This is a genomic window from Vibrio sp. 10N.239.311.G01, from assembly GCF_041465805.1.
Taxonomy (GTDB): Bacteria; Pseudomonadota; Gammaproteobacteria; order Enterobacterales; family Vibrionaceae; genus Vibrio; species Vibrio crassostreae_C.
Genome location: NZ_JBFSRM010000016.1, coordinates 1 through 22,679, shown reverse-complemented (window position 1 = coordinate 22,679; position 22,679 = coordinate 1). Strand labels below are relative to the sequence as shown.

19 protein-coding genes and 2 pseudogenes are annotated in these 22,679 nt (G+C 44.6%); 6 read left to right on the top strand and 15 right to left on the bottom strand.

The genetic code is table 11. From position 1 onward, the window contains the following. Positions 1-80: 80 nt before the first annotated feature. On the top strand, positions 81-2,129 hold the full coding sequence (locus AB6D06_RS13895) for a response regulator (RefSeq protein WP_372110568.1): 2,049 nt from the start codon (positions 81-83) through the stop codon (positions 2,127-2,129). A 218-nt stretch (positions 2,130-2,347) separates the two neighbouring features. On the opposite strand, the gene cqsA is transcribed toward AB6D06_RS13895, so the two are convergent. Together cqsA and AB6D06_RS13885 are read right to left on the bottom strand one after the other, a co-directional pair. Further along, positions 2,348-3,529: an alpha-hydroxyketone-type quorum-sensing autoinducer synthase gene (cqsA, locus tag AB6D06_RS13890; RefSeq protein ID WP_372110566.1), complete on the bottom strand. Its 1,182-nt coding sequence runs from the start codon at positions 3,527-3,529 to the stop codon at positions 2,348-2,350. Positions 3,530-3,832: 303 nt separating this feature from the next. Further along, entirely contained in the window at positions 3,833-5,215 is a 1,383-nt protein-coding gene (locus AB6D06_RS13885; protein WP_372110563.1) for a PLP-dependent aminotransferase family protein, read from the bottom strand. A 103-nt stretch (positions 5,216-5,318) separates the two neighbouring features. On the opposite strand from AB6D06_RS13885, the gene AB6D06_RS13880 reads away from it, so the two are divergent. Beyond that, positions 5,319-6,215 carry an EamA family transporter gene (locus tag AB6D06_RS13880; protein ID WP_102490665.1) on the top strand — a complete coding sequence of 299 codons (897 nt, stop codon included), beginning with the start codon at positions 5,319-5,321 and terminating at the stop codon, positions 6,213-6,215. Between the two features lie 117 nt (positions 6,216-6,332). Here the strand turns inward: AB6D06_RS13880 and AB6D06_RS13875 are convergent. Further along, positions 6,333-6,470: pseudogene (locus AB6D06_RS13875) on the bottom strand (GTP-binding protein); the annotation flags it as partial. Positions 6,471-6,919: 449 nt separating this feature from the next. On the opposite strand from AB6D06_RS13875, the gene ihfA reads away from it, so the two are divergent. Further along, positions 6,920-7,216, top strand: a complete 297-nt coding sequence (gene ihfA / locus AB6D06_RS13870) for an integration host factor subunit alpha (protein ID WP_004734853.1) — start codon at positions 6,920-6,922, stop codon at positions 7,214-7,216. Positions 7,217-7,388: 172 nt separating this feature from the next. Here ihfA and AB6D06_RS13865 read toward each other — a convergent pair. Together AB6D06_RS13865 and AB6D06_RS13860 are read right to left on the bottom strand one after the other, a co-directional pair. Continuing rightward, a pseudogene (locus AB6D06_RS13865) lies at positions 7,389-8,383 on the bottom strand (ABC transporter substrate-binding protein). A gap of 193 nt (positions 8,384-8,576) precedes the next feature. Further along, positions 8,577-9,353 carry a RelA/SpoT domain-containing protein gene (locus AB6D06_RS13860; RefSeq protein WP_017059130.1) on the bottom strand — a complete coding sequence of 259 codons (777 nt, stop codon included), beginning with the start codon at positions 9,351-9,353 and terminating at the stop codon, positions 8,577-8,579. 323 nt (positions 9,354-9,676) lie between these two features. Here AB6D06_RS13860 and AB6D06_RS13855 point away from each other — a divergent pair, with 323 nt between their 5' ends. Next, positions 9,677-10,330: a thiopurine S-methyltransferase gene (locus tag AB6D06_RS13855; RefSeq protein ID WP_372101282.1), complete on the top strand. Its 654-nt coding sequence runs from the start codon at positions 9,677-9,679 to the stop codon at positions 10,328-10,330. 108 nt (positions 10,331-10,438) lie between these two features. Here AB6D06_RS13855 and purT read toward each other — a convergent pair whose 3' ends face one another. From purT to AB6D06_RS13820, 7 genes are all read right to left on the bottom strand, one after another. Continuing rightward, positions 10,439-11,614, bottom strand: coding sequence for a formate-dependent phosphoribosylglycinamide formyltransferase (gene purT, locus AB6D06_RS13850; RefSeq protein ID WP_017077980.1), 1,176 nt, complete (start codon positions 11,612-11,614; stop codon positions 10,439-10,441). Between the two features lie 167 nt (positions 11,615-11,781). Beyond that, on the bottom strand, positions 11,782-12,669 hold the full coding sequence (cdd, locus tag AB6D06_RS13845) for a cytidine deaminase (protein ID WP_372110559.1): 888 nt from the start codon (positions 12,667-12,669) through the stop codon (positions 11,782-11,784). 357 nt (positions 12,670-13,026) lie between these two features. Beyond that, positions 13,027-13,704: an LrgB family protein gene (locus AB6D06_RS13840; protein WP_108208507.1), complete on the bottom strand. Its 678-nt coding sequence runs from the start codon at positions 13,702-13,704 to the stop codon at positions 13,027-13,029. Positions 13,705-13,706: 2 nt separating this feature from the next. After that, positions 13,707-14,078 (bottom strand): CidA/LrgA family protein, encoded by a 372-nt coding sequence (locus tag AB6D06_RS13835; RefSeq protein ID WP_004734867.1) that lies wholly within the window; start codon positions 14,076-14,078, stop codon positions 13,707-13,709. Between the two features lie 25 nt (positions 14,079-14,103). After that, a complete protein-coding gene (gene sbcB / locus AB6D06_RS13830) occupies positions 14,104-15,528 on the bottom strand; it encodes an exodeoxyribonuclease I (protein WP_017080644.1) in 1,425 nt (474 codons plus the stop codon). 206 nt (positions 15,529-15,734) lie between these two features. After that, the gene (locus tag AB6D06_RS13825) at positions 15,735-16,583 is read right to left on the bottom strand and encodes a sterol desaturase family protein (protein ID WP_017059137.1); all 849 of its coding nucleotides are present in this window, start codon (positions 16,581-16,583) and stop codon (positions 15,735-15,737) included. Positions 16,584-16,670: 87 nt separating this feature from the next. Beyond that, the gene (locus AB6D06_RS13820) at positions 16,671-17,684 is read right to left on the bottom strand and encodes a DUF2804 domain-containing protein (RefSeq protein ID WP_017070924.1); all 1,014 of its coding nucleotides are present in this window, start codon (positions 17,682-17,684) and stop codon (positions 16,671-16,673) included. 170 nt (positions 17,685-17,854) lie between these two features. Between AB6D06_RS13820 and AB6D06_RS13815 the strand changes: the two genes are divergently transcribed. Then, entirely contained in the window at positions 17,855-18,889 is a 1,035-nt protein-coding gene (locus tag AB6D06_RS13815; RefSeq protein ID WP_372110555.1) for an AraC family transcriptional regulator, read from the top strand. 4 nt (positions 18,890-18,893) lie between these two features. On the opposite strand, the gene AB6D06_RS13810 is transcribed toward AB6D06_RS13815, so the two are convergent. Next, positions 18,894-19,844: a chromosome partitioning protein ParA gene (locus AB6D06_RS13810; RefSeq protein ID WP_372110620.1), complete on the bottom strand. Its 951-nt coding sequence runs from the start codon at positions 19,842-19,844 to the stop codon at positions 18,894-18,896. A 39-nt stretch (positions 19,845-19,883) separates the two neighbouring features. Next, complete coding sequence (locus tag AB6D06_RS13805; protein ID WP_229647258.1) at positions 19,884-21,218, bottom strand: sphingomyelin phosphodiesterase; 1,335 nt, start codon at positions 21,216-21,218, stop codon at positions 19,884-19,886. Between the two features lie 415 nt (positions 21,219-21,633). Between AB6D06_RS13805 and AB6D06_RS13800 the strand changes: the two genes are divergently transcribed. Continuing rightward, positions 21,634-22,155 carry a DUF2058 domain-containing protein gene (locus tag AB6D06_RS13800; RefSeq protein ID WP_010441213.1) on the top strand — a complete coding sequence of 174 codons (522 nt, stop codon included), beginning with the start codon at positions 21,634-21,636 and terminating at the stop codon, positions 22,153-22,155. A 128-nt stretch (positions 22,156-22,283) separates the two neighbouring features. Here the strand turns inward: AB6D06_RS13800 and AB6D06_RS13795 are convergent, their stop codons facing one another. Then, on the bottom strand, positions 22,284-22,505 hold the full coding sequence (locus AB6D06_RS13795) for a hypothetical protein (RefSeq protein ID WP_017059142.1): 222 nt from the start codon (positions 22,503-22,505) through the stop codon (positions 22,284-22,286). Between the last annotated feature and the right edge of the window lie 174 nt (positions 22,506-22,679).

Below are 22,679 nucleotides of genomic sequence, written 5' to 3'. Positions count from 1 at the left end.
TAATCGACGCCAAAATATAAGAATAAAAATCAAACCATAGAATTAGTAAACGTTAGGGCTTAGAGAATAAAGAATTTCGTATGAACGCTATTCGTAAAGTTTATCAGTACGCAGAACCAAACCTTACTCTCGTGGGTTGGATGGGCTTTGTCGGCTTCCCAATTTACTACATAGTGTGGGAGTTCTTGTTCCCTCAACCTTATGAAAACTTAATGCTGCGTCTGTTTTGCTCAGTGTTATTTTTCGGCATTATCTATCGCAATCGTGTCCCATTTGAATGGCGAAAATACCTTCCGGCTTATTATCAAGTTGCTGTAACTATCTGTTTGCCAGGTTTCTTCTTCTACATGCTACTCATGAATAATTGGTCCAACGTTTGGGTTATGTCGTTCATGTCGGCCATTTTCCTCCATATTTTATTAGTGCACGTGACGAGAGTGATGTTTGCACAAACCTTTGCCGGTATTGGGATGGCGACCTTGTGCGCTTGGATTGCACAAGGCTTCTACCTAGAACTCACAATGGATTGGACGCATGTGCCAATCTTTTTGTTTATCTACTTATTTGGCAACTTGTTCTATTTCCGCAATCAGATGGAACACGAGAATAAGGTGTCGTTGGCGAAATCTTTTGGAGCCGGTATTGCGCACGAGATGCGAAACCCCTTGAGCGGTTTGTTGACCTCTATTGATGTTATGCAGTCCATATTGCCGAACCCTAAAAGTGGTGATCACAAAGGGCAATATGCTTTAAGCAACGAAGAAGTCATACAGTTACGTGAAGTGGGCGATGAAGCGATGGAGATCATTCACTCAGGTAACGAGACGATTGACCTGTTACTGACTTCAATTGATGAAAACCGAGTATCTCGATCTACCTTCAAGAAGCATTCAGCTCAAGCGGTGATTGAGGGTGCGATAGACAGCTTTAACTACAAGCGTTCAGCCGATAAATCAGCAATCTCTTTAGACGTACAGAGTAACTTTGATTTCTTGGGTAGCGACACTTTGTTGAAGTACGTGATGTATAACTTGTTCAAGAACGCATTCCACCATCGCAGCCCTGAAGATTTTCATATTCATGTCACCATGTATAGTGATGAGGTGGCTAATCAAATAATGGTTACCGATAACGGCTCAGGCATCTCAAATGATGTGATTCGACGCATTTTTCAGGACTTTTATACTACTGGCCAATCGGGTAATTACGGCTTAGGTTTGCCATTTTGTCAGAAGGTAATGCGCTCGTTTGGCGGTGAAATTAAATGTCAGTCTGAAGTGGATCAATGGACACAGTTCACGATGACTTTTCCATCTTTGTCTTCCCATTCGGTGAAAGAAATCAAGAATGAACTGACTAAACTTAAGACTGTGCTAATGGTGAGTGATCAGAAAGTTCTCACCAATAAAATGACTGAGGTAGCCCGTTTTATGGGTTTTGAGCTCACGGTGTTGGATGTAGCATCAGCGCTTAAAAATAAGGAATACCAGTTCGAATTCGACTTGATATTCGTTGACATGGAGAGCTTGGATTTAAGAGCAAGTTGCCTCGATAGGATTGAATCTTTACTTTCATTCACTGAAGCTCGAATCATCTATTTGTATGAACATCACCCAATTAAACGTGTCCGAAACGTTGCTTTTGAACCTATTTGGGTGGAAACACAAGTTTGGCTACTGAATACCAAGGCGACCATTGAACGCTTACTTTTCGACTCCAACTATGTGATGCCATCAGTTTCTGTAAAACCGTTAGAAGCTACCAATAAGCGCACGATCATGGTGGTCGATGATAACGAATCTCTGCGCCGATTTACCGCGATGTTATTGGAAAAGCAGGGCTTTGATGTTGTGCAGAAAGAAGATGGCCAACAAGCCTTAGACGCGTTGGATAGCGACGAGATCGACTTGATTCTGATGGATATCGAAATGCCCATCATGGATGGAGTGGAAGCTTCTCGTCGAATTCGAAGCGCTAACAAAGCATACTCTTCAGTGCCAATTATTGCTCACACGGGTGACAGTTCTCCTGTGACATTGGAAAAAATGGAATCATCAGGCATGTCAGATTTTATCGTGAAACCGGCAGACAAAAATCGATTGTTCGACAAAATTGCTCACTGGATTTGATTTGTTGTACCGTCCGGTTATCCAGCTGAACTAGATGAATAGATGAATAGATGAATAGATGAATAGATGAATAGATGAATAGATGAAAGAGCTCAGCAATTCGCTGGGCTCTTTTTGTATCGCGACATGATAGCGTCCATTCAGTCCTGCCGTTTATATTGATTATCGGAAGGGGTCTTATCTTTCAAAGAATCCTTTTGTGTGAATTGCCCTTACAATCACACGAACTCTAATTCCGGATGATTGTACGCTTCATGACAAACGGTGAGCACATGGTCAATATCTCTTGGTGTCATGTCGGCATTGACCGAAAAGCGGATGATGTTTTTGTTCTTGCCCGTCGCGGGGCGGCAGAAAACCGCACCGAATACATCTCGTTCTTCGAGGAAATCACGAACACGTTCGGTGTTTCTTTCACTACCACACTCTAGTGCCACGATTTGAGACTCGCTGCGGATGTTAAAGCCAATCCGTTTGAGACCAGTAGTAAGCGATTTAGCGCTTTTGAATAAGGCTTCTCGTTTGTCTTCTGCGCCTTTTATTACCTCTAATGTTTTCTCTAAACGAACCACCTCTTGTGGTAACACGGTCGAGCTGAAAATAGCTGGATACGCGACAAAAGGTAAGGTTTCTGAAAGCTGCTTTGGCCCAAGGATAGCACCTGCACGATAAGCAAAGGTTTTAGCCAAACTGACGGTAATGAAGTCGACTTGATTAGTGAGATCCAATGCGTGAACTAAGCCAGCTCCATTTTCCCCATGCGTACCCAGTGAATGCGATTCATCAACGACGACGGCACAATCAAACTCTTGCGCCATTTCGTAGATGTCGCGTAGTGGGGCGATCGTCCCAATGGTGCTGTAAACCGAATCGACAACAATGACACCTGAGCCGTGGCGCTCTAACTGTTTGCGTAGGTGATTCATATTGTTATGCATAAACGGATGGGCAACTGCGCCGGCAGCCCGAATCCCTTCCCATAGCGACATGTGTGCAAGGAAATCAATATACACAGGTGTGCCCGGTGGGCAGATGGTTTGCAATAGCCCAATATTGGCCGCCCAGCCCGATTGAGAAAGCAAACAGCTCTCCATTCCAACATAGTTCGCAAGCTCAGTTTCGAACGCAGGTTTAGACTGATCATCTTGTAAGAAAATGGCAGACATCACCACGTTGTCATCGTGCTCACAGATCGCCGCTTGATGGGCTTGTTGGATCTGTTTGTTGTGTGACAGCGCTAAGTAATCATTGCTCTGCATCACAACGGAATTACGCTGGTGGCGTTTACCCAATACTAAATGCTTCTGGCTTTGGTTCTGGGTAATCAGGTCTTGAATATAGAAGTTCAAGCGTTCTTCGATAAAGGAAGGTAGTGGTTTGTTTTTTGTTTTATCACTCATAATAGTTCTCTTCAAATACAGGAAAACGCCAGCGCTGACGGCTGTATATTGACGATAAAAAGTGATGTGTCATTAGCCAAGTTGCATAATTTTGTGGGTGCTTGCAAACTCAGCATTTAAGGGTTTTGAGGCGAGTGGGTTTCCTTACGGTTCGGGGCTTTACCCGAATTAAGATAGGAATAATAGCCTTCTTTTTTATGACAAAAGGCTATTAGAATTCGGCATTCGAAGGCATTTAAAAAAGCGGATTTTGAAAGGCTACGTGCTACGTGCTACGTGCTACGTGCTACGTGCTACGTGCTGTTAGCTGTGAATATGGATAAGCTCGATTAAGGCATCCAATTGCTGCTTGGCTCCACCCTCTAACGAATACCCAATATTGATGCGTAAGCAATTGCTGTAAAGGTCGAGAGTGCTGAACAGGTGTCCAAGCCTAATATCAATGTTCTTCTCGGTAATGCCCTGAGCAAAGGCTGACTGGTTCAAGCTTGGGATTTGCAGCCAAAGCACCATGCCACCTTGTGGATTACTTATCTTCACATCTTGAGGAAGGTGCTGAGCCAAATAACTTAGGTATTGTTGGCGCAAAGACAAGATCTGAGTGCATCTTCTCCTCACGTGCTTAGCGTATTGGCCAGATCCAATAAAGTCAGCAACCGCAAGCTGAGTGGGCAGGGCAACGCCGTAGCTCGCAGCTGAGAACTGAGCCTTGTATTCGTTGATAAACCTGCCCGGCAAGCACCATCCCAAACGGTAACTCGGTGACAAACTTTTCGATACTGATCCACACCATAAGACAAAACCGCCTTTGTCGTAGTATTTCGCGGGGAGCGGCGTGTGTGAGGAGTAGGACAGTTCCAGATACACATCATCTTCAATGATCGGCACTCGATAGTGATTCGCTAATTCAGCCAGTTTCTGCTTTTGAGTGGCTGACATGTTGATCCCTTGAGGGTTCATATGAGAGGTACAAAAGATCGCGGCATCGACTTGTTTATTTTTCAAATGCGCTTCCAGTTGTTGCAAGTCGACACCATCATCTAGAGACGGGATCTCGATGATTTTTCGCGACATTTGTCCGAGCAATTCCAGAATACCGTTGAAACATGGCGAGCTAATAGCGATGGTATCGCCTTGTTTGGTACACGATTCAAGCGCAGCCTTAATCGCTGACATACAGCCTGCCGTAATCACCATCTCTTCAGGTGAAAAGTGTACATCGAGCTTGGCAAAGTGAGTGGATAATGCCTGACGTAACATTGGCTCACCTTGTGTATCTGGGTAATGGTTTAGCCTGCTGCTCATACGCCTAATAGCGCGGCGAAAACTACGTTCCAGTTCAACGACCGACTGTTGATCATTGGTGGTGCTTGAGACCCCTAAAGATCCATTGATTGAGTTGTGAGTCGATGAGTTTTGCTTGACGCTCGACACCTTACTCTCAAACTGTGCCCACTCTGGGGTTGAGTGAGCAGGTTTATGAGGAGAAACAAAATACCCTGCTTGCGGTCGAGAATGTATCCAGCCTTGTGATTCTAATTCTTGGTAGCAGCTCACCACGGTCGACATGCTGATCGCCTGTTGCTTGGCCAATTGACGCAGCGAAGGCATGCGTCCGCCTTCCGGTCTTTTGCCGGTTTCTATCTCATCGATAAACTGATTGGCTAGCTTTCTGTAAATGCTCATTGTCACGACCGCTATTAACTGTACTGGTTTTTATTATAAAAATTGTATCTGTACTGGTTTTATTGTTCAAGGGATACTCATTCAAAACAAAGGAGGGGTGAGTATGAAAAGAAATGATTTGTTGTTAGCGGTATTCGTTATGGCAATTTGGGGGTTCAATTTCTCGATGATCAAGATGGGCGTGACCAACGTTCATCCATTATTGGCCACTGCAGCACGTTTTTCGTTAGCGGTGATTCCGGTGATATTTTTCGTGGCGAGACCTAATGTCGCTTGGCGCTACTTAGTCAGTTATGGCTTTGTGTTCGGTGTGGGAATTTGGGGTATGGCTTCATGGTCGATTACTGCGGGTTTGTCTTCGGGGCTTTCATCGGTCTTGCTTTCAACCAACGTATTAATCGGCATGGCGGTTGGCGTGTGGGTGTTCAAGGAGAGTGCTTCCGTTCGTAAATTAATGGGTGCGATGCTAGCGATGTGTGCGTTAGCGGTGTTGGTTTCCGCAGCAACGGGCAACGTGACACTCAATGGTGTTATCTTGATTATGATAGCGGCATGCAGCTGGACCTTGATGGGTGTGATTGTTAAGGCATCTAAAACCACTCAGGCTTTTGCATTTAATGTGTGGGGGATGCTGTTTGCTCCGGTGCCATTGGTGTTGTTTGCCGTGATGTTACACGGTGACCAAATTATCTGGCAGGGTATTGAACAATGGGACTGGAACACGACGATTGCGGTGCTGTTTCAGGCTTATCCAACCACGCTATTTGGTTATTGGGTGTGGAATAAGTTATTAATTCAATACCCGTTAAGCACGACAGCGCCGTTAACCTTGCTAGTGCCAATATTCGCGTTGATAAGTGGTTACTTTATGTATGACGAAGTATTGTCAGTCGCTCAAGTTGTTGCATCTGTACTGTTTCTTGTCGGGATTGGTTTGATTGTGAAACCTGCGAGTTCATCGAAGACCAAAGCGACACAAACACTTGCGGAACAAAAGTGATTGAAGAAAACTGATATTGCATAAGCAGCTTTGAATGACAAATAAGACCTCGCACTTGTGAGGTCTTATTCTATGTCGAAGAAGTGAAGTTATTTAAATAACCAACTTACTAAGCAATCAACTAACCATACACGCAAGTAACTGGCTCTCAAGATCATATTCTATTTCTAGACCGATCATTTCTATTCTGATTTCGATACACTCATCGAGTTCTGATTCCGTCAAGCCATCCTCTGTTAAGTTGTAACCGAAAACCTCAAAAGAACATAGGCTTTTATAAGTGAATTCGAATTAAATTCTGAAATGATACAAATCTTATATTTAATAACGCTTATTTAGTAACCTTTGTTGAGTCCCATATCAAATCAAGTGGCTGATTTTATTGGGTATCGGAGAAAAGTCTCAAAAATTATTATTTAGTTCGCTAAAGTTTTAAATTCTATTAATGGTTGTTTGTATGGAATATAACTCCATTTCGTTACTGTTGAGTAGATGGTTTTTAGCTATATATGTGAAATTTGAAGCGAGTTATCTTTCTGATTTGAAAGAATAATTAAATAGTTAAGATAAAAAAGTTGGCGAAAATCAGAAGCTTGGCATACACTTTCCTTGTAAATGACCTTATCTCATTGATTGAATAGGGTAAATGCTTTGGCGCTACTGGCGATGGTAGCAATGTTTAACATAGCTTTGAGGAAAGTTTTATGGCACTCACGAAGGCCGATTTGGCTGAGAACCTGTTTGAGACACTCGGATACAGCAAGCGGGATGCCAAGGAAACGGTGGAAGTGTTTTTCGAAGAAGTTCGTAAAGCGCTCGAAAATGGCGAACAGGTAAAACTGTCTGGTTTTGGTAATTTTGATCTTCGCGAGAAAAACGAGCGACCTGGTCGTAACCCGAAAACTGGTGAAGACATTCCAATTTCTGCTCGACGTGTTGTTACTTTTAGACCGGGACAAAAACTAAAGGCCCGTGTCGAAAATATTAAAATCGAGAAGTAGCCAAGCAATAGACCACGCCTAGCGTGGTCTTTTTGTATCTGCATAGAGTTTAAGCTAAACGCATTTCTTTAATTTTTAGTAACCTTTCTCAAACTCCATCTATTTACTGTCCGGTAAGAACTTGCTTTAGATGCGAAAACAGAGGCTAGGCCTCTGACTTTGAATCTTCACTCTAAAGGGCTTGTTGAACCTTACTTGCGATGTCTTCAGACACCCAAGGCTTCCATACCTGTGGTGAGCTTTCTAGAAAGTAATACATGGTTTCTTCGGCGTCGGCTTGGTTGTCTTCCATCCAGGCCAGCAACTCACTCATTTGTTTATTGGTAAAACCACGCTTTTCAAAGTATTGGTAGGCAAGAGGTTCGTTATTAGCAAAGGCTTCTGTGGTGATTGTGTGAACCGGTGCTGGTGGATACATGGTCACTTTAGGAGATTCACAATCAGGTTGTGTCGTACAGTTACGGAATTCCTCAATGTCAGTACCACTTCCGAAATCAACCTTCACCATTTCATACTTACCTAGCACAGGCGTAGGCGACCAGTAATATCCAAACCATGCTTTTTTGCGTTCGTAAGCTTTCGCTATCGTACCTGCTAAAGCGGCGCCTGAGCCGGGATCAACCATTTCAAAATTGTGATCTTCTAACTTAAGCGCATCGAACAGGTGACCGGAGGTAATCTGACAAGTCCAACCCGCAGGGCAGCTATAAAACGCAAACTTCTCATCATCTTCTGGGTGTTCAAACAGCTTTGCGTTTTTAATCACACCTTCAATGGTTGTAAGCTCTGGGTACTGTTCAACAAGGTAGTTTGGTACCCAGAAACCTTCTTCACCGCCGTTGACCAAAGACTTGCCCGCGTAACGTAGACGCTTATCCGCAACACCCTTATCCAACGCTTCTTTGATGCCATTAGTCCAAAGCTCTGGCGCAACATCAGGTTGACCTTTTTCAATCATTGACGTGCCCGTAGGGACGCTATCACCGGGGATTAAGTCCGCTTCACAGCCGTAGCCGTTATTCAAAATGAATTGGTCGACATGAGCAATAGGCTCGCCGAGTTCCAGTTCATGTCTGCAATGGTGATCTTTCCGCATTCGTCAGCACTAGCGTGTACAGAAAACGCAGCAAGTAGCGCGATGGAAAGCATGGATTTGTTATTCTGCATTGACGTAATTCCTTTTCTTGTCAGAAGCTTATTCGCTATAGAAACAGAAATGTTCGACGGAGAAAAGAGACTGAGATCTAAATTTAAACGATCTGATTATTTGGGATAGGAAGTGGAGAGGCTACTCAACAAGTACTAAAAAGGGCTGCGACTGCAGCCCTTGTGATGTTTATTGGAATAGCCTATCTATGTGTTAAGCCGCTTTAATGTGCGTTGTAATGTACGGTTGCCATGCTTGTTGGTAAAGCTCTAGCGATTGGCGTCTTAAGCTATTGATTTGTGCGGCCTCGATATCGTTGATTGGGCGATGTTCCGCAATTGCGTGACGCTCAATGCCTTGGATAATTTCGTACAGCTCGTGCTCAGGACCACTTTTCACATCAGCAATCGCTTTTAAGTGAAGTTGAACCTCTGCAATGATGTTGGTTTTAGGCAAACGAACCAACAAGTTAAGGTCACGGTAACCAGAGTCAGCTGGTGATTTAAACTTGTTTTTCAGCTTTACAACGTCTGCTTCACGGCTTAGCGCTTCGTAAACTTCAACCAAGCTCTCTACATCGTTCGCGATGATAGTTGCACGGGCTAAGTCGGTAATTTTTGTCACATCACCATCAAGCTCAAGGGCGATTTTTTCTTCTGCACGAGCTTGAGATTTAACGCCAGCAAATAGCGCTTCAGAATTGGTTAGTAGGGCAGTACTTTTACAGATAGTCTCTAGTTCAGCTTGGCCTTGATGCGCTTTGCTGTACAGAATATCGAAGTCGGTGTAAGGCTGAGTCGGGCGTGAGTCGAAGGCTTTGATGCCGTAAAGGCCGCTCAAACTATGACGGAATACGTTTGAAGATACTTGGTTTTGCGCAGGAGTGCGCGTTTGATCTGTTGAACTTGTTGAAACAGGTGCTGCTGCGAATGCAGGCGCTCGGCTCAATACCAAAAGCATTAGGGCCGTCGTACGGAGAAATACACTCATTCAAACTCCAAAATACAAGGTTACAAAAAACGGGTAGTCAAAAGGGGTAACCAGTAACGCACAAGAGTAAAACAGCTTAACTAAACTCACTACATATTAAATGGGGCTAGCTAAGACAGAAACCAACTCTAACGTTTAATATTGCTTTAAAATGTGAAGATATAGACAAATTATCCAACCGTTAGTTCCGCAATTATCAGAACTTTGAACTTAGCCAGTTTCTGATTTTATGGAAACCAATTTGGTACTTTAAACCAAGCTAAGGTTGCTCTTACTTCTCTATACTGTACCCTTGCATTATGACTGTTTAACATGAACGAAAGATGAATAATCCTGAATTTTGGCACAATAAATGGGCAGCCAACCAAATTGGTTTCCACCTCGAAGATGTAAACCCACTTCTGATTAAATTTTGGGAAAAGACTGAGCCTAGCTACGAGAAGAGTGTGTTTGTTCCACTTTGTGGTAAAAGTGAAGATCTGATTTGGCTAGCTTCAAAGCATGAAGATGTTCAAGGTGTCGAGTTAAGCCAGATTGCGGTTCGCGCATTTTTTGCAGAGCACCTTTACACCCCGACTGTGACTCAAATTAGCGGTCAGCACGAGCTGTATCAATTCGATGAACTGAACATCTACACGGGCGATTACTTTACAGCGCCAATCCAGCCTGTCGATACCATTTATGATCGCGCGTCTTTAGTCGCATTGCCTGAAGAGATGCGAGTGCAGTATGTAGAGCGTTTAAAACAACTGCTGAAACCGGGTGGTAAGATCCTTCTGGTGACTCTAGATTATGACCAAAGCGAGATGGCGGGGCCTCCGTTTAGCGTGCCTAAACTAGAGATCGATCAGTTGTTTGCGGGTTACAAGATTACGTTATTGAACCAAGACATTGCAGACCAAGAGCACCCTAAGATTGCTAAGAAAGGTTTGTCTCGATTCAATGAGGAAGTGTACTTGATTGAGTCGGAAGTCTAAGCTCAGTTTGCTTACGAAAAGATAACACCAACAAAAAGACGGGCTCGATAGCCCGTCTTTTTTGTTGTTCAGATTTGAAATCGTGATTGTTCAGAATTGAATAGCAGGTTAGTAAATTACTTTTACTTTAGAAGCACTCTCAATTGCATCTTCAATCGCAGTCTCAGTGCTGTTGCGACGAGTCAGCGCCACACCTAGACGACGGCGACCATCGATATCAGGTTTACCAAACAAGCGAACTTGCGTCTGTGGTGCGTCTAGCGCCTCTGTAAGACCTTCAAAACGAATGTTGGTTGAAGTGCCTTGGCCCAGAATAACCGCTGATGCACACGGGCCGTATTGCGTGATGGATTTGATCGGCATACCAGTAAAGGCGCGTACGTGCAGTGCGAATTCCGATGAGTCTTGAGACATAAGAGTCACTAAGCCAGTATCGTGTGGACGAGGGGATACTTCGTTGAAGATAACGTGATCGCCTTTAACAAACAGCTCTACGCCGAAGATACCGTGACCACCTAGTGCATTAACCACTTGTTCAGCGGTGTATTGCGCTGTTTTAAGTGCGTTGTCTGACATCACTTGTGGCTGCCATGATTCACGGTAATCTCCGTCTTCTTGGCGGTGACCGATAGGCGCACAGAAGTGAACACCGTCGACTGCGCGAACGGTTAGAAGGGTGATCTCGTAATCAAAGTCGATGAAGCCTTCAACGATCACACGACCTGCGCCAGTACGACCGCCTTCTTGTGCGTAGTCCCAAGACTTCTGAATATCTTCTTCTGTTTTGATAACGCTTTGACCTTTACCTGAAGAGCTCATTACTGGTTTAACAACGCAAGGCATGCCCACGAATTCAACAGCGGCAGCGAAGTCTTCAAAGGTGTCTGCAAAGCGGTAAGGAGAAGTGCTCAGCTTTAGCTCTTCTGCAGCTAGGCGACGGATACCTTCGCGGTTCATCGTTAGCTTAGTCGCATTTGCAGTGGGAACGACATTTAAGCCTTGCGCTTCCAGCTCTACCAACTTGCTGGTGGCAATAGCTTCAATTTCAGGAACCACATAATCTGGTTTTTCAAGTTCAATGACTGCTTGCAGTGCATCGCCGTCTAACATGTCTAATACATGACTACGATGTGCAACTTGCATTGCGGGTGCGTCTGCGTAACGGTCACATGCAATAACTTCCAAGCCTAAACGTTGGCACTCGATAGCAACTTCTTTGCCGAGTTCACCTGAACCTAATAGAAGTACACGAGTAGCATTTTCACGAGTAGCAGTACCAAACATAGAAATTCCTTCCGATCTTTTGAGCGATTGATTGAAAACGGGGTGATCATACTTATTTCAATGATAAAAGCAAACGTTTGCGCAAGTTGTTGCGTTAATTACAGGTATAAAAAAAGCAGCCCCGTTAAATAGGGCTGCTTATTTAAAACTTTGTTAATTAGATGTACTTAGATTGCTAAGTAAGTCACTGGAATGTAGGGATTAATCGCTTCTAATGTAGATTGCGTATCCGCTAGGTGACTGATGCTACCTTCGGCAATTTCAACCAACGCTGCACTTTCAATCTGTTCAAAATCGAAGCCAGCCAGTTTAAGTTGAATCAACGCCACTTGTAGAGGAGGTAAGCTCGGGTTGAACGCTGCGTTTTCAGCGTAAGCACCGGTGAAAATCTCACCCGACGTCAATTGCAGTGAAACACCACTTAGGTTTTTGGTGTAAGGAGCATGGCTGCGGTTTAGTGCTGCTAGCGCTTCTACAACAATAGGCGTTGTTTCTTCAGTCGTGTGCTTATGATCAAGCTTAGTCATTAGGCCAGTCGTCACACCTAAGTCAGCAGGGCCGAATGAGTCTGGTAGGTACTCTTGCAGAGACATTTCATCACGTTGTGGAAGCTGAACTTTAAGTTCTTTTGCTGTGGTCAGTTCGTTCATGAATTGACGACAGTGACCACAAGGGCTGAAATTGATTGTGATATCAGAGATACCTTGCTCGCCTTTCATCCAAGCGTGGCTGATTGCAGATTGCTCAGCGTGTACTGTTTGGCCAAGTTGAGCACCAGCGATTTCAAGGTTTGCACCAAAATACAGAGTGCCAGACAAACCACGCACGATTGCACCAACATAAAAGTCAGATAACGGAGCGTAAGAATAGGCTGCGGCAAAAGGAAGTAGCGCAATACGTAGCTCGTCATCCGCTAAACCACTTGCTTGCAGTAGGCTAGCAAATTGTTCTGGAGACAATGTCGCGTCAAAGTTGTCTGCTAATACGATGTCACTCAAAAGTGCTTTGATTGCTGTTGGAGCACTTTCCAGCGCCAGGGTAATACGACTGTTCATGTTGAATCCTTAATTGACCTTAGGCTTTAATTCTATGCAATGCTCAGGAATTTTCTGTGACTTTGATCGCTACTGCGCTGTTGTTGTTACATTGGTTTGCATAATTAGAGTGAGGTCACAGATGAAATCGATTGCAAGAGTAAAAACTACCATTGATATCCCACTTATTGGCCTAAACAGGGCGCGATTTGACTGCTATTGCCGAGTAATTGCGAGCAAAAAGCCCAAGCTATCACTGAAATAATCAGGTTATGCTTGGGCTTATTGATATCTGTAACGCCTAAAAGTCGCGAACCAGTGAGTTTAGCTATTTACCAATTCATCTATTAGAGCGCGTATAAACTGTAATCAAAGTGGTTAAGAATAGAACCAAACCACGAGCGAAAATATACTCGGTGCAATGATTGAGGTGATAATCCCACAAAGAACCAATGCCAACGAACTGAATGCTGCATCTTCCTGATTCTTTTCAGCACAAGTTGCCGTACCTAAAGCGTGAGACACGGTACCCATGGTTAAACCTCGGGCAATAGGGCTCTTAATACCAATGAGATTGTAGATTGGGTAAGCAAAAATTGCCCCAAACAGACCAACAATCAATACCAGTATTGCCGCAATCGCTGCTTCACCACCTAAATGACTCGATACTTCCATCGCAATTGGTGTGGTGACTGACTTACCTAATAAACTCGCAATCAAAGTTAAGTCAGCTTTAAAAGCCACTGCTATTAATGCCGTTGTTGTCATCGACATCACACTGCCTAGCGTGCAAGCAAAGGTAATGATGCGCCAGTTGGCTCTGATTTGAGGTAGCTGTTCGTAAAGCGGGTAAGCAAGGGCAACAACCGCAGGCTGAAGCATGTAGGTAATCCAGGTGTTGTCGGCATAGTAAGTCTCAAACGGTACTTTGAAGAACGTGAGTATCGGAATGATGATACCAATGCTGATAAGCAGGGGATTACATAGCGGTGAGTTTACTTTTTGACTTACCCAGCGAGCAAACAGGAATACCACGATGGTAAGTAGAATCCACATGATCAGTTACCTCTCGAAAGCAAGCGGTCTAAAAACCATGATAAGGACACCAACACCAGCAACGTGCCACCAACGGCGCTCGCCATAATTGGCAATGCGTTCGCGATGAGCATGTCGAAGTGATCCATCAACCCAACACTGATCGGAACAAACAGTAAGATCATTAGGCGGATAATCAAGCTTGCACCGGGCTGTACCCAGTGCGAAGGAACAATACCAATCACCATGGCGGCAAACAGAATCAACATGCCAAAAATACTGCCTGGGATTGAGGTATCCAAAAAGTGCTGTAACGCGTTACCTGCTGTAAGTGCACCTATGATTAAGGTGAAGGAGATTAAGCAGTAAACCAGTTGGATCAATCTTTCTTTCAAAGTGTTACGTCTCTTGATAATGGAATTAGCTAGCTAACTTTTCTACGTATTGATAAACCGCCTTCAAGATAGCCATTTTCTTCTCGTCGCTTTCATGTTCATGCGCGAGGTTTTCAAGGTTGAGCATGTACTCTTCTAAACGGCTTTCATAAAACTCACGACAATGGTTCGCCCATTTCAATTGCTCAGCTTCGTCGAGCGTCCATGGGAAGTTACGCGCACGGTAACGGAACAGTAACGGTTTAATACGTTCATCACCGAAGGTGATATCTAAAGCTGCCAAGTTATTTGGGTCAGTTTCGCGAATGATGTTCATCGCTGTTTTATCAGCAGGTGAGAAGAAACCGTCATAAAGGTGTGTATCAACATCATCACTCTTTTCGTACTCTCGCTCTTGTGAGTACAGGCCGATCAGTTTTTCGCGGATCTCTGGGTGTTCGCGCAGCAGTGCCAAGTTCTTCAAGCATTGTTGGCGATCAATACCGATGGTTTCGGCATTTTCAGCCGTCAGCGTTTTAGCTGGAGCAAGAATAGGGCACTTGTTCAGTTGAACCAATTTGATTGGTACGGGTAGCTCGTCTTCACCCAGTTCACTGCGTTTGGTGTAGAGTCTGTCTCTGAGTTCATCAGCGTCCAGTTCTAACAGTGGGCTTGGATCTTTGGCTAAATCAACCACGATAACGGCATTTTGATTGGTTGGGTGCCAAGCCATAGGCACAATCCAACTTGTGTAGTTGCAGTCACGGCCAAACATGCCCGAAACGTGCATCAATGGTGTCATGTTTACAATATCAACCAGGTCATTCAGCTTACGCTTATGACGCATGTTGTAGAGGTAATCGAACATCTTAGGTTGTGCAGCTTTCAGCTTCTTCGCTAACTCGATGGTCGCAATAACATCGGCCATCGCATCGTGCGCGTTCTCATGTTCAATGCCGTTTGCCACAGATAGGTGTTCCAGTTTGAAGCTTGGATAACCTTCTTCGTTCTCTGGCCAAACAATGCCTTCAGGGCGCAGTGCGTGAACAGCGCGCATTACATCTAACAGATCCCAACGCGAGTTGCCGTTCTGCCAACTCCACGCATATGGGTCGATGAAGTTTCGGTAACAGGTGTAACGCGTTACTTCATCATCGAATCGAATACTGTTGTAGCCAAGGCTTGTGGTGTTTGGTTTGGCTAACTCAGCATGGATCTTAGCGATAAACTCTGGTTCAGGAAGACCTTGTGAAGCCGCTTTTTGTGGTGTGATACGGGTGATCAGTGCAGCTTCAGGCGCAGGGAGGTAATCAGCGGGAGGTTGGCAATAGATAACCAGAGGCTCTCCAATAACATTAAAATCTTGGTCGGTACGAACACCCGCAAATTGACTCGGACGGTCTTTTGCTGGGCTAACGCCCCACGTTTCGTAATCGAAAAAGAAGTAGGTCGGCTGATTATCTGAACTCATTGAATTTCCTGAACAGCAAGCGCGGAACGTTTACTGTGGCTGAAGGTTAGTTTTGTTCAGTATCTGATAGTATGCGGTACGCGTGCAACCCAGATCACAAATAAATTGCCGGAAAACGGTGCTTTACTATTCAATCGAGTCGGTAGGGAAGGTTTTGAATCCAATTGAGGCGGTTTCTTAGTTAATACAATCTGTCTATCGTCCGTTTAATCCGATGGAGGCGAGAGTATCAACTGGACTTTCTGCTTCATGGTTAACTCTCGGTTCTTCAAATCTTTGAATATGGCCTTCCATTCTTGAAAGGTGACCACTATCGGATTAAAACTGTTCACGGGTTTGGTGACGCCATAACGTACAGTTTCAACTTCAGGTTCGAATGTACCAAATAACTTATCCCAGATAATAAGAACGCCGGCGTAGTTCTTATCAATGTATTGCGGGTTTTTGCCGTGATGTACTCGATGATGCGAAGGGGTATTAAAGATGTATTCAAGTGGCCCCAAGCTTCGTATCCATTGTGTATGGACGAAGAACTGCAAACCTAGATTGAGAAGCACCACAAAGATGACCCACTTAGGGGCAAAACCTATGATGACCAACGGTATCCAGAAAAGCCACATCCCAGCAAGTGGATACATTAAGCTTTGACGGAAAGCCGTACTGAAGTTCATGCTTTCTGAACTGTGGTGTGCCACGTGTGCTGCCCACATCCAGCGAACACGATGGCTTGCTCTGTGGAACCAGTAATAGCAAAAGTCTTGCAACACCATCAATACAACAAAACTCAGCACGCCCATTTCAATGTCCATTAAGCGCCAACCAAACATCCAGAGATACAGCTGCACGACCAATAACCCGGTGAGCAAATCGGAGAGTTGATGCATTCCCGCCAGCGTGAAATTACACATCACTTCTGAAAGCTTATAGCTGGAGTTATCAGGCAGTCGACCTTGCTTCTGACCGATAAAATACTCAGCCAACATGCACACCACGAACAAGGGCGCTAATACCAGCAGTAGCCATTCTGGGTAATTGATTAATGCGTCGATATTCATGTTTTATCCTTGTTGAGACGCCATACGCGTTCTTAGTATCAAGTTTACTTAGACTTGCTCGCCTGAAATTCAGTTAGCAAAATTTCGCTACCAGCGAGCAAAGTGATCTTCTGTTAGGCCAAGAACACCATCGAGTTGATGTGTCACTCCATTGTTGTCTTCAATCGAGCCAGAAAAGTGACCAATGAACTGACGAAAGTTACTTTTTAACAGCCATAAATTGAGCTTTTCGCTGCGATTATTTAAGGGCGTAAAGGTCAGGTTTATACGTCCATCTTGTGATGTTATCTGCCAAGGTAAATTGGTGTCTTGGCGACTAAACGCAAACTGTACCGGGTTAAGTAAGTGCCGAGTTCCATTGATCCATAAAACGTTCTCGCAGCCTCCGGTTTCATTGACGCCTGCTGCGAGGTTCAAGCCAATATCTGTCCCATTGGATTGCGTGTTGATGCTTGCCCAGCGCCAACTGGTTTCACGTCTCATGTAACCCGCTGAAAAGTCATAACCGGCACGAGCTTGTTCGAGAACGAGTGATTCTCCCTTGATTTGGATTTCACCGCTGATGCGCAAAGCATTGTGCTTTTGGGTGTAAGTCCAACCTGAATAACCCGTTGGGCTGCACATCGCCATGGGCAAGCTGTCGGTTTCAGGCTCTAAAGAAATATCGGCCTTGATGAATTTCGTATTCAAGCGAACTCGCCATTGTCCGCCCTCGATATAGAAAGCAATGCTTTGATCTGCAATGCTTGTCTTTCCTTCAAATGGTGAAGGCGTTACATGCTTATCAAACCCTAATGGCCTCAACCAAGATGACTCTTGCAGATGGTTGTTTTCTATGTCGTACAGATAACAAAATGCCGAGCCTAAGTAGCGAATATCCGCGATAGCGACGCCGATAATGTGTGTGTCGGTGACGATGCTGACAAACTGGAATTGCTTATAGTGGAAGTGCTTCTGCCAAGGGTTTGCTTTTGAATCCATCGAGTTTCGGTAGTCAAAGTTCTCGATGTTTAGGTGTTTAAGGATGCCATCGAAATGCCCAATGATCGGCTGACCATTAGAATTAATCAAACTGTGTGGGGCTGGGTTGGTTTTTATCATTGCGATGGTTCACATTATTTTAACAACTAAAGCCATTGTGCGATGAGTAGCGTAGAATTGGGAGGTCATATTCGGACAAGAGCGCGTTACCAATCACGATTTTGTCAGCATGTGTTGTTAAGGCTGAGTAGTCATGTTGATGGGAATGGGCTCGATATAAGGAGAGACGATTGGAGATTATCGCGGAGTATAAGCCAACCGGACATAGGCACCAGTTGGGTACATTAGATATCGCGCTGCTGTTGAATACGCTAGAGCAACGAGGTATCGATATTGAAAGGCTACTCAATGATGTGGGTTTGCCGAACATGGATTGGCGAGACCCGAATGGAAAGCTGACTTACGCTGATAAACTAGCGTTATTTAGCGTGGCGAATCAGAGCTTTCCTCACGATGGCTTAGGGCTTTGGCTGGGGGAACACGCTAGCTTGAGCCACTTTGGTGTGTTGGGTTATGCGCTATCGACCAGTCAAAATGTCGGGGAGGCCATCAAGTCGGGCTTTAAATATCTGCGCCTGAACGGTCCTATTTTCTCGGTTAAATTGTTTCTAGATTCCGAGCACGCAGTGATTCAGATTGAGAACACCTTGGAAGTGGGCGATCTGCTCCCTTTCTGCAGTGAGTATTTCTTAAGTTCCATCGTCTCTTTGTTCAAAGAACTGACTGGTCATGAGTTGGATATTCACACTTTGGCTTTGCCTTACGCTCGTCCCAATTACACCAAGCTTTATGACAACCGCTTCCAGTGCCCGGTGATTTTTGAGCAAAACCATTGTGAACTGCGTTTTGATGCCTCGGTTTTATCACAAACCTTATTGACTCATGATGCCGCGACACTGAAGCGCTATCTTGCGTCTTGCCAGTCGATAGTCCAAACGCTGGACTCTGAGCACCTGCTGACTAACCAGATCAAAACGATCTTTTATCAAACCGCAGGTAGTTTCCCGAATATAGAGCAACTCGCGGATGAGTTTGGTTGTAGCTCTCGTACGCTCAGGAGAGAGCTAGTGACCCATGATTCCAGTTATCAAATATTGCTTACCGAAGTTCGAGTGGAACTGGCCAAAGAGCTGTTACTCGGCACAACTATGAGTATCGATGACATCGGTGAAAGGCTCGGTTATAGCGACCCTGCAAATTTCAGAAGGGCGTTTAAAGGTTGGCTCAATAAAACGCCCGCTCAGTTTCGTGATGGTTTAAGTTAAGGCGTTACTTGCTAAAGAACTGTTCTCTGAAATCGGTGACTTGCTGCTGATAGTAACTGTCCCAATCTTGTTGAGTCCAAGTGGCATAACTTGATGAACGCTGAGAGCCTAAGGTCGCTTTGAGCTGATCCAGTTGCACGTGATAACTCATCACGGTTTGTTGCTGTTGTGCGACTTGTTGTTCTCGCGCGGCAATGTTGCTGGCCTGCGCTTCATCTAAGTAGGCATCTTGAAGGTCGGCTTTGACTGATGCTACTTCAGCAGGGCTATAGCTGCTGGGTATCAAAGATACTGCCAGTTCATATTTTTGAAGCTGTGTTTCGGCGTTTAACGTGCCCGTATTGTTTTGCCATTCACTAAGCAAATCTTGATAGTTGGCCAAAAACTGGCTCGCTTCGTTCTCTTCAAGGGTGTTGGCGTCAAGCGTAAAATCCAGATGAGCAAACTGGTCAGCGAATAGCTGGTGGGCCAACTCTCCCCATACTTGCTGTGCAGATTGCTTGAATAAGGCAACACGATCTTCAAGAGTCTCTATGGATTCAAGTGGGATAGTGCTTTGTGTTAATTGCCAGTCAGCCGATAGCTGCGGATAGTCGCTCAGTAACTCAAACCATATGCCCGGCAATTCTGATTTCAATCGTGCGAGTTGCTCTGCGCAGTCATCGCGTTGTTGGCAAAGCTTCCAGAACCCATCGAGTTCATCGAACAAAGCCTTGCCTTCAAGCTCACTCAAGTTTTCAGCAAGAATTTTACCGTCCAGTGCTCCAGCTTGGGCTTGATTGCTGTGCGATGCGGAGTTTTCCGAACTAGCGGTTGCAGTAGGCGTGGAATTATCGTCATTAGTTGTCGTAGAAACACGCGGCTTAGGTTCTGTGTGTTGAGCAGAATATAGCGCTGTTTCGTTCGTTTTTGATGACCACGAATAGCCAATAATGCTAGCCGTTAAGACGAGCATTAGGATTAATATAACTCGATGCATTATTGGGTCACCGAGTTACTTGATCACGGCGCTAACAGGGAAGTGGTCTGAAAGGTTGTAGTGCTTCCATAACTCACTGCTTGTTGATCTTGGGACATCCACACGATTGTCGTTATGAGCTTTGGCGGCATATTCCGAGCTCACTACCACATAATCGAGATACTCAACGTTTTCACCACCCGACATAGGTTCACCCGCAAAGTTGTTGATGCGTGGGTCAAAGGTAGAAGCGGTGTAACCTGAGTAGGTTGGTTCGTCAGCTTGCAGGTTAGCGAACATCTGTTGGTAGTCGTCTGGGAACTTGAGCTTGTTCACGTTGAAGTCACCGCTGTAAACCACAGTTTCTGATGCCGGGATATTCAGAGACTGCGCCAGTGCACGCATCTGCTTGAATTGACGTTGTCGGTAATCACGAGCGGTGTCCGTATCGAATGATGCCGTGTGGGTACCGAAAACATGGTAAGCCTGACCATTCTTGATAACTTCCGCGTAGTTAACACCTTTATCAGCAAAGCAATCTGTGCCCGTGCAATCAGGGAAAACATACTGCGCTTCATTAACGATAGGATAGCGGCTGACAATGATCACACCACCGTCGTATATGTTAATCCCATCTTTATCGAGCATTTTAGTTTGATAAGGATACTCTTTCGCAAGCTCACGCAAGAACTCATCTCTGCCGTTAGCAAACACCTCTTGAAGCGCCAACACGTCATAGCCCTTTACATATTGAGGGAGTAGGTCATAGCGGTCACCAATATGTGAAGCGATGGCAGGCAGCGCCCAGATGTTGTAAGTCATGACCTTGAGTGTATTGGCATCCGGCTCTGGTTGCTCATCCACTTTTGGTGGGGTGATGGTGTAATAAATATCATCATAGCGCGCTGTAGAATCGGATTTGAGGGCTAGCTCTGCATTGACCCCGAACGCATCGGTTGTGCTGCGATGAATATTACGATCGTCATGCAATGTTAGGTTGACGTCTGCGGCACTCAAACCATGTTGCAGTGTCGAGTTATACCAATGTCCCTTCATGGTTTGGTTGAGCGTGACACTTTCGCCCACAGCGTTTGATACCACAGTGTCAAACTCATAGGTCTTCCCAGATTTCACACCAGTCCAGCGGTTGAAACTTATCAGCTTCTTCGTCTCCCAAGGACCAATCTGTTCAACATGCTGTTGCCACTCATCACCGAGTTGAAGCAGGTCGGTACCAGTGTGGTTGGCTTGAATGGTCATCACTTGATTGGTGTTATTGGTGAGATACACGTCGGTGTCTGCGATCGCAGAGGTCGAAGCGATTGATGTGGATGCCACAAGTGCAGCTAACCAAGTCCATTGAGTTTTCATCGTTTACGTTATCCTTATTGATTGATGTCTAGAATAACGTAGTCAAGAGTTATGACATTGGAGTTATAACTCTATGGCATTTATTCAAATATGAGATATATGCCAAGGTTTTATAAAATTGATTAACCATTGAAAATTAACATATTGTCTTATCGGAATGATAAGTGGTACGCGCGCGAATAATAGGGTCAGTTAATGCTTTCGAGTCGGTGGAACAGCCAATATTGGCGTGCTTAAGTGAAAACTGTGTGTCGCGGTAAAGTGGAGGTTGTGAGCAACAAGAAGGGAATATGGACACAGCTTAGAGCTATCAGCATAAATTTTGCGATTGTTCTGTAATTTACTCTTGTTCAGTAAACAGAAACCTCAAAAACAGGTATGATAGTGCCGTTTTTAATCCTGAACTGGGAAAGTCATGGCAAAGTTAACACTCCAAGAGCAGATGCTTAAAGCTGGCTTGGTAAATGAGAAAAAATTAAAGAAGGCGAAGAAAGGCTCTAAAAAGTCTCGCGTTCAGTCTCGTGAAGCAAAAGCGGCAGCTGAAGAAACTAAACTGGCGCAGCAAGCGAAAGACAAAGAGCTAAACCAACAGTTGAAAGAACAACAGTTGAGCAAAGAAATTAAAGCTCAAGTGAAGCAACTGATTGAGATGAACAAGATCGAACAGAAGAACGGTGAGATCAAATACAACTTCACCGACGGTACGCTAGTTAAATATCTTTACGTAGAAGAGCTGACTCAAAAGCAACTAAGTAAAGGCATTCTAAGTATTGCTCGTCAAGGCGAGAGCTATGTTGTTATTCCAACAGCAGTAGCGAACAAGATTGCTATGCGCGACGAAGAATCTATCGTTGATACGCAGGCAGGTAGCACAGACGAAGTAGACGAAGATGACCCGTACAAAGACTTCGTGATCCCAGATGATCTAATGTGGTAATCCGTTTTACCTAGCTCTATTTTAATGGTTAGCTAAGTTTACAGGATCTAAGAATGCAGCGAACAATCACTCGATTGGCGCTGCATTTTTTTTGGCGCGAAATGACTTCAACAAATCTTGAATAAAGCTTAGTGTTCTGACATGCCGTAAACAAGGCTATCATTGGCACTTGCATGATCGATAAAATCGGTATTAGCGCGCTGTTCGTGTTGGTCATAGCCATCGAAGTAACAGTCGCCAATTTCATTGCGCGGGCAAACGTGAATGTGGTCTTTGATGACCAGTTCGGTAGAGCAGCATGGGCAGTGTTTTACATGTCCAGTGAGTACCGTAGATCGATTTGGTTTCATACATCCTCCTGATAGGCACTGTAATATGATTGCCTATTTGCACCCTAAGTTACGCAAATTAGTGTGTCGTTATGATTTCATTTTTAAGTCAATAAAAAACGATTCGTAGAGTGAATGTTTAGGGCGTGTTGATCTTTCGTGAGTGTTTTTTGAACAGCATGGTAAAGAGTTATA

What these genes read in the sequence shown, in the direction of transcription:
- AB6D06_RS13895 (WP_372110568.1), top strand. Translation starts at nt 81, where the DNA reads ATGAACGCTATTCGTAAAGTTTATCAGTACGCAGAACCAAACCTTACT.
- cqsA (WP_372110566.1), bottom strand. Translation starts at nt 3,529, where the DNA reads ATGAGTGATAAAACAAAAAACAAACCACTACCTTCCTTTATCGAAGAA.
- AB6D06_RS13885 (WP_372110563.1), bottom strand. Translation starts at nt 5,215, where the DNA reads ATGAGCATTTACAGAAAGCTAGCCAATCAGTTTATCGATGAGATAGAA.
- AB6D06_RS13880 (WP_102490665.1), top strand. Translation starts at nt 5,319, where the DNA reads ATGAAAAGAAATGATTTGTTGTTAGCGGTATTCGTTATGGCAATTTGG.
- ihfA (WP_004734853.1), top strand. Translation starts at nt 6,920, where the DNA reads ATGGCACTCACGAAGGCCGATTTGGCTGAGAACCTGTTTGAGACACTC.
- AB6D06_RS13860 (WP_017059130.1), bottom strand. Translation starts at nt 9,353, where the DNA reads ATGAGTGTATTTCTCCGTACGACGGCCCTAATGCTTTTGGTATTGAGC.
- AB6D06_RS13855 (WP_372101282.1), top strand. Translation starts at nt 9,677, where the DNA reads ATGAATAATCCTGAATTTTGGCACAATAAATGGGCAGCCAACCAAATT.
- purT (WP_017077980.1), bottom strand. Translation starts at nt 11,614, where the DNA reads ATGTTTGGTACTGCTACTCGTGAAAATGCTACTCGTGTACTTCTATTA.
- cdd (WP_372110559.1), bottom strand. Translation starts at nt 12,669, where the DNA reads ATGAACAGTCGTATTACCCTGGCGCTGGAAAGTGCTCCAACAGCAATC.
- AB6D06_RS13840 (WP_108208507.1), bottom strand. Translation starts at nt 13,704, where the DNA reads ATGTGGATTCTACTTACCATCGTGGTATTCCTGTTTGCTCGCTGGGTA.
- sbcB (WP_017080644.1), bottom strand. Translation starts at nt 15,528, where the DNA reads ATGAGTTCAGATAATCAGCCGACCTACTTCTTTTTCGATTACGAAACG.
- AB6D06_RS13825 (WP_017059137.1), bottom strand. Translation starts at nt 16,583, where the DNA reads ATGAATATCGACGCATTAATCAATTACCCAGAATGGCTACTGCTGGTA.
- AB6D06_RS13820 (WP_017070924.1), bottom strand. Translation starts at nt 17,684, where the DNA reads ATGATAAAAACCAACCCAGCCCCACACAGTTTGATTAATTCTAATGGT.
- AB6D06_RS13810 (WP_372110620.1), bottom strand. Translation starts at nt 19,844, where the DNA reads ATGCTCGTCTTAACGGCTAGCATTATTGGCTATTCGTGGTCATCAAAA.
- AB6D06_RS13805 (WP_229647258.1), bottom strand. Translation starts at nt 21,218, where the DNA reads ATGAAAACTCAATGGACTTGGTTAGCTGCACTTGTGGCATCCACATCA.
- AB6D06_RS13800 (WP_010441213.1), top strand. Translation starts at nt 21,634, where the DNA reads ATGGCAAAGTTAACACTCCAAGAGCAGATGCTTAAAGCTGGCTTGGTA.
- AB6D06_RS13795 (WP_017059142.1), bottom strand. Translation starts at nt 22,505, where the DNA reads ATGAAACCAAATCGATCTACGGTACTCACTGGACATGTAAAACACTGC.